Raw genomic sequence first — 17,613 nt, 5'->3', positions numbered from 1 at the left:
ACCACTGAGCTGCGCAACCACTGAGCTGCGCAACCACCGAGCTGCGCAACCACTGAGCTGCGGGACGACCGAGCCGGCGGGACGCGCCGGCTCAGCCGTCCCCGTCGCGCGGCTGACAGTGCGGGCACCAGTCGATCTTGCGATCCGGGTCGCTCGCCGACCCCAGCATGCCGGTCCGGATCGTGGTTCCGCACCGGCGGCACGGCTTGCCCGCGCGTCCGTATACCCATGTGCCCCGGCCGGGCCGGCGGTCGCCGGTGGTGATCCGGCTGACGCGGTCCCGGTTGAACACCAGCAGGCGGTGCGCCAGATCGACCCAGGCGGCCGCCTCTCCCGCGTCCGCGACCGGTGTCGACGGGTGCACGCCCCGCAGGAAGCACAGCTCGCACCGGTACACGTTGCCTACCCCGGCCATCACCCGTTGATCGAGCAGCGCCAGACCGACGGGTCGGCCCGGATCGCGCATCAGGTTCGCGGCGGCGGCTGCCGGGTCCCAGTCCGGGCCGAGCAGATCGGGTCCCAGGTGTCCCACGGCCTCCTCCTCGCGGTCGCGGTCCAGCACCTCGACGATCCCGAGGTCGAAGCCCACGGCCTCGGCGTCCGCGACCGCGAGCACGATCCTGGCGTGATATCCCTGACGGCGCCAGCGGGTCCCGGGCGCGTGGACGTCCCACACCCCCTCCATCTTCAGGTGGGTGTGGAGGGTGTGCGCACCGACGCGGACCAGAAGATGCTTGCCCCGGGCGAGCACCTCGTCGACCACGGTGCCGGTCAGATCGACCGTCGCGTACCGGGGCACGCGGATGTCGCAGCGCGTCAACGGCTTTCCCGCGAGGGCGCGGCGCAGCCGGGTGGCCGCCTGGAAGACGGTGTCGCCCTCGGGCATCAGGCCCTCAACCGGAAACCGCGGGGGGTGGCCGAGAAGCCGGCCTCGGCGAGGAATTCCGCGAACAGGTGACCGTGAATGGAACTGCCGTCGACCTTCTCGACGACGAGCGTGTCGAGGCCCCCGCCCTTGACCGACCCGGCCAGTGACGCGCACGCACCGCGGAGTGTCCCCGGGTCCTCGGTGAACGTCAGTACCGTGCGGCCGCCGCGTTCGACGAACAGACCCAGCTCGCCGTCGACGAGCACCACCAGCCCCCCGGCCTTGCGGCCGGGGCGGTGCCGCGGCGAGTCCTCGGGCGCCGCCGACTTCGGCCAAGGCAGTGCCGCGCCGTACGGGTTCGCCGGGTCGCACGCGGCCAGCGTCACCGCGGGTGTGCCGGTGTGGCGGCCCTCGAGCGACTCGCCGTAGGACCGCAACCGGTCCACGACCTCCGGGGTGGAGAACTGCGCACCGCCGAGCGTGTCGACGAAGTAGCCGCGGCGGCACCGCCCCGTCTCCTCGAACCGGCTCAGTACCTTGTACATCAGAGCGAAGCCGCCCGGCACGCCCTCGGCGACGACCGCGCCGCGGGTGACCACACCGTAGCGCTCGAGCAGCAGGTCCGCGGCGGCGTGGGCGCGCACCGTCGGATCGGTTTCCCGGTCGGGCAGCAGCGACCACCGCCCACCGACCGTCGGTGGCCCGGTCCGGCTCGGCAGCGCCGGACGGCCGCGGTACATCCGGGCGCGCGGGGCGCGTCGGGGCGTGCGGTGCGCGGGGGTCGCGCGGGAGGTGTCGCCGACGAGGGCGCGCAGCGCGGCCGGCGTGTCCCCCGAGACGAGGCCGGCCCACACGAGATCCCACAGTGCCGAGGCGGTTTCCGTGTCGGTGGTGCCGAGGGCCTCGGTGAGCTGACGGAAGAAGAACGCCCCGCCGCCCGCGAGCGTGCCCAGGATGCCGCGGTGGACGTCGGTCTGTTCGATCTCGGCCGCCGGCGCGAGGGTCAGGGGGGCGGTGTCGGTCAGGTGCAGCGACACCCAGCCGTCCTTGCCGGAGATCTGCCCCGACCCCGCCCACAGCACCTCGCCCGTCGTGGTGAGTTCGTCGAGCATCGCGGGGGAGTAGTCCCGCACCCGCGGCGCGAGGATCAGCGGCTCGAGAGCGCTCGCCGGCACCGGCACCCCGGCCAGTTGCTCGACGACCGCGGCTACCCCGTCCACCCCGCGCAGGCCGCCGCCCACGTGCTGCCACGCCGGCAGGAACCGGCCGAGGGTGGCGGTGCCGACCGGCTCCACCTCGTGTCGTGCCGCCGCGAGCGACCGTCGCCGCAGCCGCCGCAGCACCTCGGTGTCGCACCACTCGGCGCCCGTCGTGCCGGGCCGGAACTCACCTGCGCTGACCCGCTTCTCGGCGGCCAGCCGGTGCAGCACGTCCTGCACCACCGCGGTGCCGAGCCCGAACCGGGCCGCCGCCTCCGCCGCGGTGAACGGGCCGTGGGTGCGGGCGTACCGGCCGATCAGGTCGCCCAGCGGATCGGGCACCGGCTCGACGAACGCCGTCGGCACGCCGATCGGCAACGGCACCCCGAGCGCGTCCCGGAGACGCGAGGCGTCCTCGATGGCCGACCACCGCTCGTGGCCGGCGAAGGACACCTTCAGCACCCGTCGCTGCGCATCCAGCTCGTCGAGCCATGCGGCGGGATCGGCCGTGGTGCGCTCGGCGATCTCGGTCTCGGTCAGCGGGCCGAGCAGCCGGAGCAGGTCCGCGACACCTTCGGCGTCGCGGGCCTTGCGGTCCGGGGCCAGGTGCTGCAGCTCCAGTTCGGCCCGGGCAATGACGTCGGCGTCGAGCAGTTCCCGCAGCTCCACACGCCCGAGCAGTTCGGCGAGCAGTGTCGAGTCCAGCGACAGGGCCGCGGCGCGCCGTTCTGCCAGGGGGCTGTCGCCCTCGTACATGAACGCGCCGACGTAGTCGAACAGCAGTGAGGTCGCGAACGGTGACGCGGTGGCCGTCTCGACCTCCACGATGCGGACCTGCCGCCGGGCCACGCGGCCGAGCAGGTCCCGCAGGGCGGGCAGGTCGTAGACGTCCTGCAGGCATTCCCGCACCGTCTCGAGCAGGATCGGGAAGGTGGGGTAGCGACGGGCCACGTCGAGCAGCTGCGCCGAGCGCTGCCGCTGCTGCCACAGCGGCGCCCGCTTGCCGGGCGTGCGCCGCGGCAGCAGCAGTGCCCGCGCCGCGCACTCCCGGAAGCGGGAGGCGAACAGCGCCGAGCCGCCCACCTGCTCGGTGACCAGGTCCTCGATCTCGTCGGTGTCGAAGGCGAACACCTCCGCGCCGGGCGGGGCGTCCTCGGTGTCGGGGAGCCGGACGATGATGCCGTCGTCCGAGGCCGTGGGCGCGGCCTCGACGCCGTACCGGTCGAGCAGCCGTGCGCCCACGGCGAGCGCCCACGGCGCGTGCACGCGCATCCCGTACGGGGAGTGCAGCACGAGGCGCCAGTCGCCGAGTTCGTCGCGGAACCGCTCGACCACCAGGGTCCGGTCGGTGGGCAGGCGGCCGGTGGCGTTGCGCTGCTCCTCGAGCAGCCGTGTCAGGTTGGCGGTCGCGTTGTCGTCGAGGCCGCCGCGACGGCACCGGGCGGCGGCGTCCTCCGGATCGGCGTGCCCCAGTTCGCGCACGAACGCCCCCAGGGCGGCGCCGAGTTCGGCCGGGCGGCCGACTCCGTCACCGTGCCAGAACGGCAGCCTGCCGGGCTGCCCGTAGGCGGGGGAGACCAGCACCCGGTCGAAGGTGATCTCCTCGATGCGCCAGCTCGTCGCGCCGAGCGCGAACACGTCGCCCACCCGGGACTCGTACACCATCTCCTCGTCGAGTTCTCCGACCCGGGTGGCCTTCTCGCCGACCATGTACACGGTGAACAGGCCGCGGTCGGGGATCGTGCCGCCCGAGGTGACGGCCAGCCGCTGCGCGCCCGGCCGGCCGGTGAGGGTGCCGGCGGTGCGATCCCACACCACCCGGGGCCGCAGCTCGGCGAACTCGTCCGACGGGTACCGCCCGGCCAGCAGGTCCAGCGTCGACTCGTACGCCGAGCGGGGCAGCGTCGCGAAGGAGCCGCTGCGCCGCACCGTGTCGAACCACTCGTCCACGTCGAGCGGCTCGAGGGCGACCGCGGCGACGGTCTGCTGGGCGAGCACGTCCAGCGGGTTGGCCGGCACCTGCAGGGCCTCGATGTGCCCGCCCACCATCCGTTCGACCGTGACCGCGCAATGCACCAGGTCGGTGCGGTGCTTGGGGAACAGCACCCCGCGGGAGACCTCGCCCACCTGGTGGCCCGCCCGCCCGACGCGCTGCAGTCCGCTCGCCACCGACGGTGGTGCCGACACCTGGATCACGAGGTCGACCGCACCCATGTCGATGCCGAGTTCGAGGCTCGAGGTGGCGACGACGCAGCGCAGCCGCCCGGACTTCAGGTCGTCCTCGATCAGCGCCCGCTGGTCCTTGCTCACCGAGCCGTGGTGCGCCCGCGCCAGCAGCGGCTGCGCGCCGAACGCGACCTCGGTGGGCGCCCCGATCTGCGCCGGGGGCGGGGGCCGGCGGTCCACCGCCTCCCCCTCGCGTTCGGCGTGGATCTCGTTGAGCCGGGCCGTCAACCGCTCGGCGAGGCGGCGGGAGTTGGCGAACACGATGGTGGAACGGTGCGCGACGATGAGGTCGACGATCTGCTCCTCGACGTGCGGCCAGATCGACCCGGCCTGCGGAACCCCCGGCATCCCGTCGTCCGAGGGTTCCGGCTGCACGCCCAGTTCGGTCATGTCCTCGACGGGCACCCGCACCGTGAGATCCCACGTCTTGGCGGACGGCGGGGCGACGATGCGGATCGGCGCGGTCCCGGCGAGGAACCGGCCCACCTCCTCGTGCGGGCGCACCGTCGCCGACAGGCCGATCCGCTGCGCCGGCCGCCCGAGCAGCAGATCGAGCCGTTCGAGAGAAAGAGCAAGGTGCGCACCGCGTTTCGTTCCGGCGACGGCGTGCACCTCGTCGACGATGACGGTCTCCACGCCGGCGAGCGTCTCGCGCGCCGCGGAGGTGAGCATGAGGAACAGCGACTCGGGGGTGGTGATGAGGATGTCCGGCGGGGTGCGGATCAGGGCGCGCCGGTCCGCCGCCGACGTGTCGCCCGAGCGTACGCCGACGGTGATCTCCGGCGGCTCGAGGCCGAGCCGCCGCGCGGTCTGGGTGATGCCGACCAGCGGCGAGCGCAGGTTCCGTTCCACGTCCACCGCGAGGGCCTTGAGCGGGGAGACGTAGAGCACGCGGGTGCCGGAGTGCTCGGTCGGGGTGGCCGCGAGGCGGTCGAGCGACCACAGGAACGCCGAGAGTGTCTTACCCGACCCGGTGGGGGCCACCACCAGGGTGTGCGCGCCGGACGAGATCGACTCCCAGGCCCCGAGCTGCGCGGGGGTCGGGGCCTCGAACGCGCCCGCGAACCACTGCCGGGTGGGCTCGGAGAAACGGGTCAGGACGTCGGTCACCGTTCCATGGTGCACCGCCGGTACGACACGCCGGAGGTTTCCCGGACACCGCGCTCGTGCCGGTGGCCCCCGGCCGGCGGGTCGGGGGCCGGACGTCAGTCGGCCAGCGCGAACCGAGCGAGCTGCGCGCAGTGGTGAGCCGACCATCGGCACTTGCCGTTGCGCATCACGCGTCCGACGAGTGCGGCGGCGGCGGGCTCCCACGGTACGGCGGCGAACTGCGCGCGGCTGGCGGGTCCGTCGGACCAGCCGATCGACACGACCGGCCCGTCGGGGCGGAACTGCAGGTCCGAGTGGGCCGCCGCGAGCACGTCCACACTCGTTCCGGCGGCCGCCTCGAGGTCGTCGACGGCCACGGTGACCCGGCCGCCGATCCGGCGGGGCTGCGCCGCCGGGGCCTCCACGTACAGCCCCGCGGCCTCGATCGCGCCGACGTGCACGCTCACCAGCGGTTCCGCCTCGATGGAGCCGTCGTGCGGCGGCAGGCACACCACCGACCAGTACTCGCGTTCACTCATCCTCGGGTTGGGCACCGCGGCGCGCACGTAGTCGCGCAGCCAGGCTGTCGCCGCGGCGGACTCCGGGTACTGCTCGAACGTCCGGTAGCGGGTGTCGCGCAGCGGCAGGCCCGCCGGCGACAAGGGCGTACGGGCGTTCACTGGATTCGGTCCTCACGCACGCGGCCACCGTACTCGATCTTGCTTCAGAGGATGACGCCCGGATTGAGGATGGATTCCGGGTCGAGCGCCGCCTTGATCCGCCGGGTCAGGGCCATCACGTCGGGACCCACCTGATCCGGCAGCCACGCCTTCTTCAGCCGGCCCACCCCGTGCTCCCCGGTGATGGTGCCGCCCAGCGCGATCGCCAGGTCCATGATCTGCCCGAAGGCCACGTGCGCGCGGGCCGTCTGGTCGGCGTCGGCGGGGTCGTACACGATCAGCGGATGGGTGTTGCCGTCGCCGGCGTGCGCGATCACCGCCACCGTCACCGCATTGCGGTCGGCGATCTCGGCGACACCCCCGACCAGTGCCGGCAGGGCCGGCAGGGGCACGCCGACATCCTCGAGCAGCAGGCTGCCGGTCCGTTCGACCGCCGGGATGGCCATCCGCCGCGCCGCCGCGAACGCCTCGCCCTCCTCGGGGTCGTCGGTCGAGAACACCTCCTCGGCACCGGCGTCCTCGCACGCCCGCACCATCGTCGCGATCTCCTGCGCCGAGGCCGTGCCGGGCGCGTCGGACCGGGCGATGAGCATCGCCTCGGTGTCGCGGTCCAGTCCCATGTGCAGCGCGTCCTCGACCGCATTGATCGAGGCGCGGTCCATGAACTCGAGCATCGCCGGGCGCAACGTGGCCGTCACGGCCAGCACCGCGTCGGCCGCGGCCTGGACCGAGTCGAACGTGGCGACCATCGTCGATGCCGGCGGTTGCGGCGGGAGGAGCCGCAGGGTCACCTCGGTGATGATGCCGAGGGTGCCCTCGCTGCCGACGAACAGCTTGGTCAGCGACAGGCCCGCCACGTCCTTGAGGCGGGGTCCGCCGAGCCGCACCGCGGTGCCGTCGGCGAGCACCACCTCGAGGCCGAGGACGTAGTCCGTGGTGACGCCGTACTTCACGCAGCACAGCCCCCCGGCGTTGGTCGCCGCGTTGCCGCCGATCGTGCACATCTCGAACGAGGACGGGTCGGGCGGATACCACAGCCCGTGCTCGGCCGCGGCCCGCTTGACCTCGGCGTTGAGCAGTCCCGGCTGGACGACCGCCGTGCGGGTGACCGGGTCCACGGTGATCGCCCGCATCCGCTCGGTGCTCAGCACGATCCCGCCCGGCACCCCGCCCGCCCCGCCGGACAGGCTGGTGCCCGCGCCGCGCGGCACCACGGGCACCCGGTGGGCGCTCGCCCATCGCAGTGTGGCTTGCACGTCCGCCGTGCGCGTGGCCCGCACGACCGCGCGCGGCACCGCCGCGTCCGGATCGCGCGCCCAGTCCTGCCGGTACCCGGCGAGCAGGTCCGGATCGGTGATCAGCGCGCCGGCCGGGAGCTGGTCGGCGAGCTCGGCGAGATCGGCGGACACGGTCAGCCTGCCGGGGTGAGGTAGCGGGCGCGCAGCTTGTGTTTGACGAGCTTGCCGGTGGGCGTGCGCGGCAGGTCGTCGGAGAAGTCGATGCTGCGCGGCGCCTTGAAGTGGGAGACGCGCTCGCGGACGAAGTCGAGGAGCTCGCGCTCGACCTCGGGTCCGGGCTCGACGCCGTCGGCGAGCTGGACGACGGCCTTGACCTCCTCGCCCATCTCCTCGTTGGGGACCCCGATCACCGCGACGTCGTACACCTTGGGGTGCAGGGTGAGGACGTTCTCCGATTCCTGCGGGTAGATGTTCACGCCGCCGGAGATGATCGTGAACGCGGCCCGGTCGGTGAGGTACAGGTAGCGCTCCTCGTCGAGGTATCCGATGTCGCCGCTGGTGGTCCAGGTCGGATGATCGGGGTGCGTCGCCTCCTCGGTCTTCTCCGGGTCGTTGTGGTACTCGAACGGCCGCTCGTCGCGCTCCCACCACACCGTGCCGGTGGCACCGACCGGCAGCTCGGCGCCGCTGTCGTCGCAGATGTGGACGACGCCCATCACGCCGTCGCGACCCACGGATCCCGGGTGTGCAAGCGCCTGCTCCGAGTCGATGAACGTGGCGCCCGCGCCCTCGGTGGAGGCGTAGTACTCGTACACGATCGGGCCCCACCACTCGATCATGGCGCGCTTGATCTCCGGCGGGCACGGCGCCGCCGCGTGGATGGCGACCTTCAGGCTCGACATGTCGTACTTGCCGCGCGCCTCCTCGGGGAGCTTGAGCATCCGCACGAACATCGTCGGCACCCACTGGCTGTGTGTGACGCGGTAACGCTCGATCAGGGCGAGCGCCTCCTCCGGCTCGAACCGGTCCATGAGGACCACCGTGCCCCCGACGGACTGCACCACTCCGCAGAAGCGAAGCGGCGCAGCGTGATACAGCGGGGCCGGGCACAGGTACACCGACTCGGCATCGAAGCCGTACATCGGGGCGAACACCGCCGTGTAGGGGTCCGGGACGTCCTGGACCTGTCCCTCGGGCAGCTTCGGCTTGATGCCCTTGGGCCGGCCGGTGGTGCCCGAGGAGTAGAGCATGTCCTGACCACGCGGCTGCGACTCCAGCGGCGAGGCGTCGAATGCCGCGAGCGCGTGGGCGTAGTCGTCGAAGCCGGGCAGTGCACCGCCGTACACGAGCCGGCGGATCACGTTCGGGTAAGCCCCGGAACGGGTGTCGATCGCGGTCGCCGCGCCCGCCGAGGCGAGGAGCACCTTCGCGCCGCAGTCGTTGACCACGTAGGCGGCCTCGGCGGGGGTGAGGTGCCAGTTGACCACCGTGACGTACAGGCCGGAACGCAGCGCCGCCCAGTAGACCTCCATCACCCGCAGGTCGTTGTCCGAGATCAGCGCGATGTGGTCGCCCGGCTCGAGTCCGGCGGCGCGCAGGTATTTCGCGAGGCGGACGGAGCTCTCGTCGAGCTGCCGGTAGGTGAGCGACTCCCCGGTGGCGGGCCGCACGATGGCGGGCTTGTCGGGGGTCGTGGCGACGAAGTTCCCAGGAAACATGCCCCTTGGTCTACCACAGCTGTGGCCCGGGTCACGTGAGCCGAGAGGCGCTCGGCGCACTGCTCGACCGGCCCGTCCGGTCGGCGTACCCTCACCCGCACGTGAACGGCACCGGAGCATGCGGACGGGAGGGACGACGTGGCGCTCGCTCTGGAGAAGGACCGCCTGGTGTTCGAGTTCCCCGAGGTGCACGCCGCCGCCCGCATGGCCGTCTCGTTCCACCGCACCCTGCGGGTGCCGGACGACGGCAACACCTACCCGTTGCCGCCCGGCCTGGGACGGTTCCCGCTGCGGACCGTCGCCGGACTCGACGACGCCCGGAGACCGGACTCGTGGCGGTCCCGCGGCGGACTGGTGATGCCGATGTGGCAGTCGGAGGCGTGCTGGCTCGGGTTCGAGTCCCGGTACCCGTTCCTGGTGAAGGTCGCCGCCGGGGACGTCGACGCGCTCACCGGCGAAACCTGGTCGCCGGTGCCGGACTTCGAACGCGAGGACTACCTCGAGGTGCCGGCGCAACCGTGGCTCGACGGCTTCGTCGTGGCGCAGGGGCGGGTGCGCCAGTTCGTCGCGATGCCGCTCGGTTCCGGCTACGGCGTCGAGGAACAGCTGCGGTCCGGGCCGGCGCAGGGCGGGATCCGCATCGCGGCGTACCCCATGCGGGCGCGACGATGGGAGGAACGTGCCGAGTTCGACGCCCGGCGTCCGATGCACTCCTTCGCGCCGGCCGCGGCCATGGGGCTCGGTGCCGGCGGGTCCGTCGAGCAGGGCGTCGCCACCCCGGTCGAACCGCACGATGCGTGGGACCTCGACCACCGCTCGGTCGTCGACGTGCACCTGGTGAACAGCGAGCAGTGGCGCACGGTCACCGGGGAGGCCCCACCGACCCGGCCCCTGGCCGCCGCCGACTACACCGGGCGCGGATTCCCGTGGTTCGAGCTCTACGACGAGACCGTCGCGCGGCAGGGGGCGCAGCCGCTCGCGGACGTCGACACGGTCGCCGACGTCGGGCGGCGCCGCGGGGAGCCGTTGCCCGGCAACGAGACCGTCACGGTGCCCGAACCGATCCGGATCCGGCCGGCCCCGCGCGATCCCGGCCGCCGCGGATGATCCGGCGGTATCGTCTGTCGGCATGGGGCGGATCACCCAGCGCGTCGAACCGGAACCGCTTGCCGGCAGGCTGCTCGAGCACGGTCGGGCGGCGGTCGCGTTCGACGACGCCGGTGCGGTCACCGCGCTGCCCGCGCGGGTCCGGCGACGCGACGGCGAGTTGTGGGTCGGTGTGCCGCGGGAGTCGGTGCCGCCGTCGGCCGGTCTCGACCGGGTCACCGTCCTGCTCGACGACGGCGAATTCTGGTTCGAGCTGCGGGCGGTGAACTGGCGCGGACGCCTCGCCGCAGCGGATGCCCCCGCCCCCGACGGTCGCGAGGACCTCGCCTGGTTCGTGTTCACGTCCCGGCGGGCCACCGCGTGGGACTACGCGACCCTGCACGAGGAGCGGGACGCGTGAAGGCCGACGACGCCGTCGTGCGCGACTTCCTCGACCGTGCCCTCGTCGCGCGCCTGGCAACCCGCTCCCCGAAGGGCGCGGCGGCCCTGGCCCCGCTGTGGTTCGTGCAGGTCGACGGCCGGTTGTACTTCGCCACCGGTCGCAGCACCGTGGCGGCGCGCAACGCGGCCGCGAATCCCGACGTCGTGGTGCTGCTCGACGACGGCGAGCGGGGACCCGTCCTGCGGCTGCACGGCCGGGCCACCGTGCGGCCGGGCGGGCCACCGGCGACCGTCATGGCCCGCTTCGGCCGGAAGTACTACCTGGCCGGGTGGCGCTCGGAACTGTCCCACGCGCGGAGCTGGCTCCTGCGTACGCGGTACTACGGCCGGACCGAACCGGCCACGATCGTCGTCGAACCGGGGGAGGCCGAGCTGCTGCGGCGGCCCTGAGCGGTGCCTCTCACGACGGCGGTCCGGCGTTCACGGCTGCGACGTGCCGCAGCCACTCGGCGAGCGCCTGGAATCGCTGCCGGTCGGGATGGTGGAACACCACCGTGTCGGGATCCGCCGACGCCGGCGCGCCGTCCCGGCCGCTGCCCGTCACGATCCGGAGCATGCCGTCGGTCTGGGGCAGCGCCGGGCGGAACTGCACGTCCACCACGTCCCGCAGACGGATCCGCTTGGGCGTCAACGGAACCGGACCCAACGCCCGCGCCACGGGGCCCTCCCGCAGGATCCACAGCCGGTCGCCCTGCACGACGATCTGCCCGCCCCACCCGTGGTACCGGTGCATCGGCAGCACCGGGTCGGGCGGGTCGGCGACCGGGCCGGGCGCCAGCCGCGGCACGACCACCGGCGGTCCGTCCAGGACGCGCTCGTCGATCTCGTCGGCCGGCGTCACCGACACCGTCACCTCGGCCGCCAGCCGGGATCCGCTCACCGCGGCCCGCGCGGCGGTGCGGAGTCCACGCGCGGACAGGTGCGTCACGATCGGCAGCAGACGCGCACTGGACCGCCGGCCGAGGTATCCGCACGCCCGGTCGTCCACCCGCACCTCTACCAGCGCGCCGTCCGCCTCGTGGAGGGTGACGAGCAGGGCGTACTTGCCGGGCGGGTCGGCGTAGGGGTGCAGCAGGTCGAAGTGTCGTTCCTCCCCGGTGACCTGGAGGGTCCGGCCCGGGGGCAGCAGCGTGTAGGGCACGTCCGGAGGATCGTTGCGGGGCACCAGTCGGGCCGGGGCGCCGAGGCTGACCGAGACGCGGGCGATGACGCGGCCGCTGCGGGACGGGTCGTCGTTGTAGGCGCCCGCATCGGCGGCCCAGATGCGGCCCGGCACGGTCGGCAGATACCCGCCTGCGACGACACGGCGGAGCACCGGCCCGTAGCGCAGCGCGTCGCCGTCGCCGAGGATGCCCAGCGTCAGCCCGTCCGCGCGCACGCTGACGCCGTGTGTCTCCGGCAGCAGGGACACCTCCCTCCGGATCTCGGCGCCGGCCGGCTCGAACGCCGCGCCGAGGGTCCGCACGATGTGGTCGGTCCACGCGAACTCGCCCTCGATCTCGGTGTCGAACCGGTCCGGTCGGCACCCCCACAGTCGGTACGGAACCAGCTTGTCGCTCAACCGAACTCCACACCCTGCGCCAGCGGCAGATCGTCGGAGTAGTTGATCGTGTTGGTGGCGCGGCGCATGTACGCCTTCCACGAGTCCGAACCCGACTCGCGGCCGCCGCCGGTCTCCTTCTCGCCGCCGAACGCGCCCCCGATCTCCGCGCCGGAGGTGCCGATGTTGACATTGGCGATGCCGCAGTCCGAGGCGGCGAGGAAGCGCTCGGCCTCGCGCTGGTCGGTGGTGAAGATCGACGACGAAAGTCCTTGGGGTACCCCGTTGTGCAGGGCGATCGCCTCGTCGAAGCCGTCGTAGGTCAGCACGTAGAGGATCGGGGCGAACGTCTCCTCGCGCACCACGTCCGTCTGCGCCGGCATCCGCACGACCGCGGGCCGGACGTACACCCCGTCACCGGGGACCTCGACCGCGTCGCCGCCCGTGACGAGAATGCCGCCGTCGAGTTCGGCGCGCTCGAGCGCGGTCCGCATTGCGGCGTGGGCACGGCCGTCGATCAGCGGTCCGACGAGCACCCCGTCGTCGAACGGATCGCCCACCCGCAGCCCCGAGTAGGCCTTGGCGATCCGCTCGGTCAGCTCGTCGACGACGGAGCGGTGGGCGATCAGCCGTCGCAGGGTGGTGCAGCGCTGCCCGGCGGTGCCGGCCGCGGCGAATACCACGGCCCGCACGGCGAGGTCGAGGTCGGCGGAGGGGCCGACGATCGCGCCGTTGTTGCCGCCGAGTTCGAGCAGGCAGCGCCCGAACCGCGCCGCCACCCGGGGCGCGACGATGCGGCCCATCCGGATCGAGCCCGTCGCGCTGACCAGCGCGACGCGCGGATCGTCGACCAGCGCCTCGCCGACGGCGGCGTCGCCGACCAGGACGTGGTGCAGGCCGGCGGGGGCGCCCACGTCGCCCGCGGCCCGCTCGAGCAGCGCATGGCAGGCCAGCGCCGTGAGCGGGGTCTTCTCGGAGGGCTTCCACACCACCGGATCGCCGCACACGAGCGCGATCGCGGTGTTCCAGGACCACACGGCGACGGGGAAGTTGAACGCAGAGATCACCGCGACCACCCCCAGCGGATGCCACGTCTCCATCAGCCGGTGGCCGGGTCGCTCGGAGGGCATCGTGCGGCCGTAGAGCTGGCGCGAGAGGCCGACCGCGAACTCGCAGATGTCGATCATCTCCTGCACCTCGCCGAGCGCTTCGGAGGGGATCTTCCCGGCCTCGAGCGTGACGAGCTCGGCGAGATCGGACTTGTGCTCGCCGAGTAGGTCCCCGAGCCTGCGGACCAGCTGTCCCCGCATCGGCGCCGGGACCTGCCGCCAGTGCCCGAAGGCCGCGCTCGCCGCGGCGACCGTGGCGTCGACGTCCGCGGCGCGGGCCGGGTGCAACCGCGCGAGCTCCGAGCCGTCGATCGGGCTGGTGACCGTGTGGGCGCCGTCGAGGGCGGGGGCGCTCGCCCCGCAGCGACGCAGCGCGGCCGCGGCGCGATCGTGCAGATTGCCAGTCGGATTCATCGTCGATGTCCTTTCCGGTTCGATTAGCCTGCGCTGATGGCGGAGAACTCGAAGGAGTCCCTGGACGAGATCGACCGGCTGCTCATGCGCGAACTGGTGGTGGACGGCCGGGCGACGCTGGCCACTCTCGCCGAGAAGGCCGGATTGTCGATCTCCGCGGTGCAGTCCCGGGTTCGCCGCCTCGAAGCCCGGCAGGTGATCCGCGGATACGCGGCGAAGATCGATCCCGAAGCGCTCGGGTTGATGCTGTCGGCGTTCGTCGCGATCACCCCTCTCGACCCGTCCCAACCCGATGACGCGCCGGCGCGGTTGCGGCACATCGACGCCATCGAATCCTGCCACTCCGTGGCGGGGGACGAGAGCTACATCCTGCTCGTGCGCGTCGCCTCGCCGCGGGCGCTCGAACAACTGCTCCAGGAGATCCGCGCGACGGCGAATGTGGCCACCCGCAGCACCGTCATTCTCCAAACATTTTACGAACGATAGCCGGAGGAAGGGGTGATCTTCCTTTATCGCGCCGATCTTGACGGAACTTTGACGTATTCTCTGGGCATGAGCACTGCATTCCGACACCCGGACGGTGCCCGCGAGCTGCCCCCGAGCCGGGTACACGCCGTTCTGCGCGAACATCTGCTGGTGGACGGGTTCGACCTCGTCCTCGACCTCGACCGATCGCGGGGCGTGCGGCTCGTCGATCAACGGGACGGCACGACCTACCTCGACATGTTCGGGTTCTTCGCATCCTCCGCGCTCGGGATGAACCCGCCCGACGTCGTCGACGACCCGGCGTTCGCCGCCGAACTCGCCACGGCCGCCGCGAACAAGCCCAGCAACTCCGACATCTACACGGTGGCGATGGCCCGGTTCGTCGACACCTTCGCGCGGGTGCTCGGCGACCCGGCCCTGCCGCACCTGTTCTTCGTCGACGGCGGCGGGCTCGCGGTGGAGAACGCACTCAAGGCGGCCTTCGACTGGAAGAGCCGGCTCAACGAGGCGCGCGGACTCGGCTCCGACCTCGGGGGCAGCGTTCTCCACCTGACCGAGGCGTTCCACGGTCGCACCGGCTACACGATGTCCCTCACCAACACGGACCCGATCAAGACGGCCCGGTACCCCAAGTTCCGCTGGCCGCGCATCGACGCGCCCTACCTCGCCGACGACCGCGACGTCGAGGCCGCGGAGGCGCATGCGCTGCAGCAGGCGCGCCGGGCGTTCGCCGAGAATCCGCACGACATCGCGTGTTTCATCGCCGAACCCATCCAGGGCGAGGGCGGCGACCATCACTTCCGGCCGCAGTTCTTCCAGGCCATGGCGGAACTGTGCCGCCGGCACGATGCGCTGCTGATCTTCGACGAGGTGCAGACCGGCGTCGGGCTGACGGGAACCACCTGGGCGTACCAGCAGTTCGGCGTCGCACCCGACATCGTCGCCTTCGGCAAGAAGACCCAGGTCTGCGGCATCATGGCCGGCGGCCGGATCGACGAGATCCCCGACAACGTCTTCATGGTCTCGTCGCGGCTCAACTCCACCTGGGGTGGCAGCCTGACCGACATGGTCCGCGCCCGGCGCATTCTGGAGGTGATCGAGCGGGACCGGCTCGTCGACCGGGCGCGCATGACAGGGGCGCATCTGCTGTCCGGGCTGAACCAGCTCGCCGGCCGCCACCGGCTGGTCGGCGAGCCGCGCGGACGCGGCCTGATGTGCGCGTTCACCCTGCCCACGCCCACCGTCCGCGACGCCGTGCTCACCCGCCTGCGGGTCGACGAGCACGTGCTGATGATCGGAACCGGGCAGCGCGGCATCCGGTTCCGGCCGCCGCTGACGGTCACCACCGCCGAACTGGACGAGGCGCTCGACGCGCTGGACCGCGTGCTGGGAGAGGTAGCACGGCACTGATCCGCCGGGCCGGGAACCGTCCGGCGGACGGGGCCGGTCAGGACTTGACGTCGAGGTGGAACGGGAGCGTGACGTCGACGGTCGTGCCGCGGCCCTCGGGACTGTCGAGCACGAGGTCGCCGCCGAGAGCCTCGGTCCGATCCCGCAGCCCGTCCAGCCCCCCGCCGGGCGTCGGCCGCGCGCCACCGCATCCGTCGTCACGGATCGTCATGCGCAGCGCATCACCCGCCCGGTGCAGGCAGATGCGGACGGCGGTGGCCCCGGAGTGCTTTCCGGCATTGGTGACGGCCTCCGCCCCGATGAGGTACGCGGCGAGCTCGACGGGAGGCGAGGGCCGGCCGGGGAGGCCGTCGTCGATGCCGACGGGCACGGGTGCCCGCTCGGCCAGCGAGCGCAGCGCAGCCGCGAGCCCGCGCTCGGTGAGCACCGCCGGGTAGACACCCCGGGCGAGCTCCCGCAGTTCCGTCAGGGCGGTGTCGAGTTCGGCGGCACCGTCCGCGAGCAGCCGGCGCAGATCGGCCTCCTCCCCGGCGCGCTGGGCGCGGCGCAACAACAGCGACGCGGCGACGAGCCGTTGCTGCGCACCGTCGTGCAGGTCGCGCTCGAGGCGTCGCCGCTGGATGTCGCCGGCCGCGACGATCCGTTCGCGGGAGCGCCGTACCTCGTCGAGCCGGAGCTGCAGGTCCGCCTGCAACCGTTCGTGCTCAAGAGCCAGCGCGGTGGCGCTGTGGACCGCGGCGAGCAGCTCGGGTTGGGTCTCGAGGGACGGGTCGTACACCAAGGCCCCCACGGGAGTGCCGCCGCGTTCGAGGATGGTCGCCGCGCGAGAATCGGAACGGCGGGGAAGAGCGTGGACCGACCCGTCCGGATCGACGTAGGCCGCGCGCTCCGGCGCATAGGTCCACAGCACCAGGCTCGGGTCGTGCACGGCCCGCCGCAGCGCGTCGACGAATCCGACACCGATGGGGGCGGAACCGATCTCCACCATCGCGTCGCTGACCGCAGCACGCGCCAGCCGGTACCGGACGAGACCGACCGCCACCGCCAGCGGAAACAGCGCCGTGGTCGGGTAGCGCAGGTTGAGCACCCACGGCGGGGGCGACCAGGGAAGGCTCACCGCGCTCGACAGCACCACGATCGTGATCACCGCCGAGAGGCCGTACGCGACGCCGAGCGGCGCGAAGCCGGCCCGGTACGCCGGTGAGCCCGAACGCCAGCGAACGATCACCACCAGCACGAGCGTGCCCACGATCAGGAACGCGCAGAACCCGACGACGAGCTGCACCGCCTGTGCCAGGGACGGATCATCCCGGAGCAGAAGAAGATTCGTCGACGTCGACGGTGATGCCGCGGGTGCGGTCCGCGGATCGAAGAACAGCCACTCGGCCACGATGCTGATCGTGGCGAGAAGCCACGCGGCGCCCACGAACAGGCGCTGCCACCGTCGGTGCAGCCGGCCGGTCGGGAACCCGATCAGGGCCTGCAGCAGGACGGGCAGATACAGGTTCGTCGCCGCCACGCCGACGGTGAAGGCCACGGGCTCGCCGGAACGTCGCAGGCCGCCCAGGAACCACAACAGGCCGGCCATGAGGATGAGGGGCCCGCTCAGGTCGTGCGGGCGGTTGTTCCATGCGATCGCTCCGGAGACGACGAATGCGACTCCGGTGCCGAGGAACAGCGCGAGTTCGGTGGGCCCGAACACCGGCAGGAACGGCCCCTCGGCGGCGGCGAAGGATTCCCGCGGCCCGAGGAGCAGCGTGCGGGCCGGATCCCGCAGCGCCGCCGGCGACCAGTCCACCGCCGCGGCGATCGCCGCGACCAGCACCGCGGTGACCACGACGAGCAGCTGGATGACTCGGTGCCGCACGGCCGGCCTCCTCCCGGACCGTCTCGGTCTCCTCCCGGACCGTCTCAGTCTCCTCCCGCGCCGTCGCCGGCACCACCGTGCTGGCACGGACCGCGTGCGGGTGTCACCACGGTCCCGCATTCCGGTGTCACCACGGATGCAGCGACGGGGGCCGAACCGCACAGTTGTGGTGGGTCCGGAACCCGCCGGGCCGCACGGAAGCGGTAGCGGTAGCGGTAGCG

13 protein-coding genes are annotated in these 17,613 nt (G+C 72.7%); 5 read left to right on the top strand and 8 right to left on the bottom strand.

Annotated features, from left to right (window positions below; all coding sequences use genetic code 11):
* Window positions 1–91 precede the first annotated feature (91 nt).
* The 5 genes from ISO16_RS07200 to ISO16_RS07180 all read right to left on the bottom strand — a co-directional run bounded on the left by ISO16_RS07200 (window position 92) and on the right by ISO16_RS07180 (window position 9,018).
* Entirely contained in the window at window positions 92–886 is a 795-nt protein-coding gene (locus ISO16_RS07200; protein WP_072635614.1) for a DNA-formamidopyrimidine glycosylase family protein, read from the bottom strand.
* On the bottom strand, window positions 886–5,403 hold the full coding sequence (locus tag ISO16_RS07195) for an ATP-dependent helicase (RefSeq protein WP_072635613.1): 4,518 nt from the start codon (window positions 5,401–5,403) through the stop codon (window positions 886–888). The genes ISO16_RS07200 and ISO16_RS07195 overlap by 1 nt, the downstream gene beginning before the upstream one ends.
* A gap of 95 nt (window positions 5,404–5,498) precedes the next feature.
* A complete protein-coding gene (locus ISO16_RS07190; protein ID WP_072635612.1) occupies window positions 5,499–6,062 on the bottom strand; it encodes a hypothetical protein in 564 nt (187 codons plus the stop codon).
* Window positions 6,063–6,106: 44 nt separating this feature from the next.
* Entirely contained in the window at window positions 6,107–7,477 is a 1,371-nt protein-coding gene (locus tag ISO16_RS07185) for an FAD-binding oxidoreductase (RefSeq protein WP_170914113.1), read from the bottom strand.
* Complete coding sequence (locus ISO16_RS07180) at window positions 7,474–9,018, bottom strand: AMP-binding protein (protein ID WP_072635610.1); 1,545 nt, start codon at window positions 9,016–9,018, stop codon at window positions 7,474–7,476. The genes ISO16_RS07185 and ISO16_RS07180 overlap by 4 nt, the downstream gene beginning before the upstream one ends.
* 138 nt (window positions 9,019–9,156) lie before the next feature.
* On the opposite strand from ISO16_RS07180, the gene ISO16_RS07175 reads away from it, so the two are divergent.
* The 3 genes from ISO16_RS07175 to ISO16_RS07165 are packed head-to-tail and all read left to right on the top strand — an operon-like array spanning window position 9,157 to window position 10,956.
* The gene (locus ISO16_RS07175) at window positions 9,157–10,125 is read left to right on the top strand and encodes a hypothetical protein (RefSeq protein ID WP_072635609.1); all 969 of its coding nucleotides are present in this window, start codon (window positions 9,157–9,159) and stop codon (window positions 10,123–10,125) included.
* Between the two features lie 22 nt (window positions 10,126–10,147).
* On the top strand, window positions 10,148–10,525 hold the full coding sequence (locus ISO16_RS07170) for a hypothetical protein (RefSeq protein WP_072635608.1): 378 nt from the start codon (window positions 10,148–10,150) through the stop codon (window positions 10,523–10,525).
* Window positions 10,522–10,956 (top strand): pyridoxamine 5'-phosphate oxidase family protein, encoded by a 435-nt coding sequence (locus tag ISO16_RS07165; RefSeq protein WP_072635607.1) that lies wholly within the window; start codon window positions 10,522–10,524, stop codon window positions 10,954–10,956. The genes ISO16_RS07170 and ISO16_RS07165 overlap by 4 nt, the downstream gene beginning before the upstream one ends.
* Before the next feature lie 10 nt (window positions 10,957–10,966).
* Here ISO16_RS07165 and ISO16_RS07160 read toward each other — a convergent pair whose 3' ends face one another.
* Window positions 10,967–12,127 (bottom strand): hypothetical protein, encoded by a 1,161-nt coding sequence (locus ISO16_RS07160; protein WP_072635606.1) that lies wholly within the window; start codon window positions 12,125–12,127, stop codon window positions 10,967–10,969.
* Window positions 12,124–13,629, bottom strand: a complete 1,506-nt coding sequence (gene amaB, locus ISO16_RS07155) for an L-piperidine-6-carboxylate dehydrogenase (RefSeq protein ID WP_072635605.1) — start codon at window positions 13,627–13,629, stop codon at window positions 12,124–12,126. Before amaB ends, ISO16_RS07160 begins: the two co-directional genes overlap by 4 nt.
* A 36-nt stretch (window positions 13,630–13,665) precedes the next feature.
* Here amaB and ISO16_RS07150 point away from each other — a divergent pair, with 36 nt between their 5' ends.
* Both ISO16_RS07150 and lat read left to right on the top strand, forming a co-directional pair.
* Window positions 13,666–14,115: an Lrp/AsnC family transcriptional regulator gene (locus ISO16_RS07150; protein WP_072635604.1), complete on the top strand. Its 450-nt coding sequence runs from the start codon at window positions 13,666–13,668 to the stop codon at window positions 14,113–14,115.
* Between the two features lie 66 nt (window positions 14,116–14,181).
* Window positions 14,182–15,525: an L-lysine 6-transaminase gene (lat, locus tag ISO16_RS07145; protein ID WP_044476115.1), complete on the top strand. Its 1,344-nt coding sequence runs from the start codon at window positions 14,182–14,184 to the stop codon at window positions 15,523–15,525.
* A 37-nt stretch (window positions 15,526–15,562) separates the two neighbouring features.
* On the opposite strand, the gene ISO16_RS07140 is transcribed toward lat, so the two are convergent.
* Window positions 15,563–17,392 (bottom strand): sensor histidine kinase, encoded by a 1,830-nt coding sequence (locus ISO16_RS07140; protein ID WP_083662543.1) that lies wholly within the window; start codon window positions 17,390–17,392, stop codon window positions 15,563–15,565.
* Window positions 17,393–17,613: the final 221 nt, after the last annotated feature.

It is taken from the genome of Rhodococcus sp. M8 (assembly GCF_015654185.1).
In the GTDB taxonomy this organism is placed as follows: Bacteria; Actinomycetota; Actinomycetes; order Mycobacteriales; family Mycobacteriaceae; genus Rhodococcus; species Rhodococcus aetherivorans.
The sequence above is the reverse complement of the archived record's forward strand: the minus strand, read 5'-3'. Positions and strand labels throughout refer to the sequence as shown.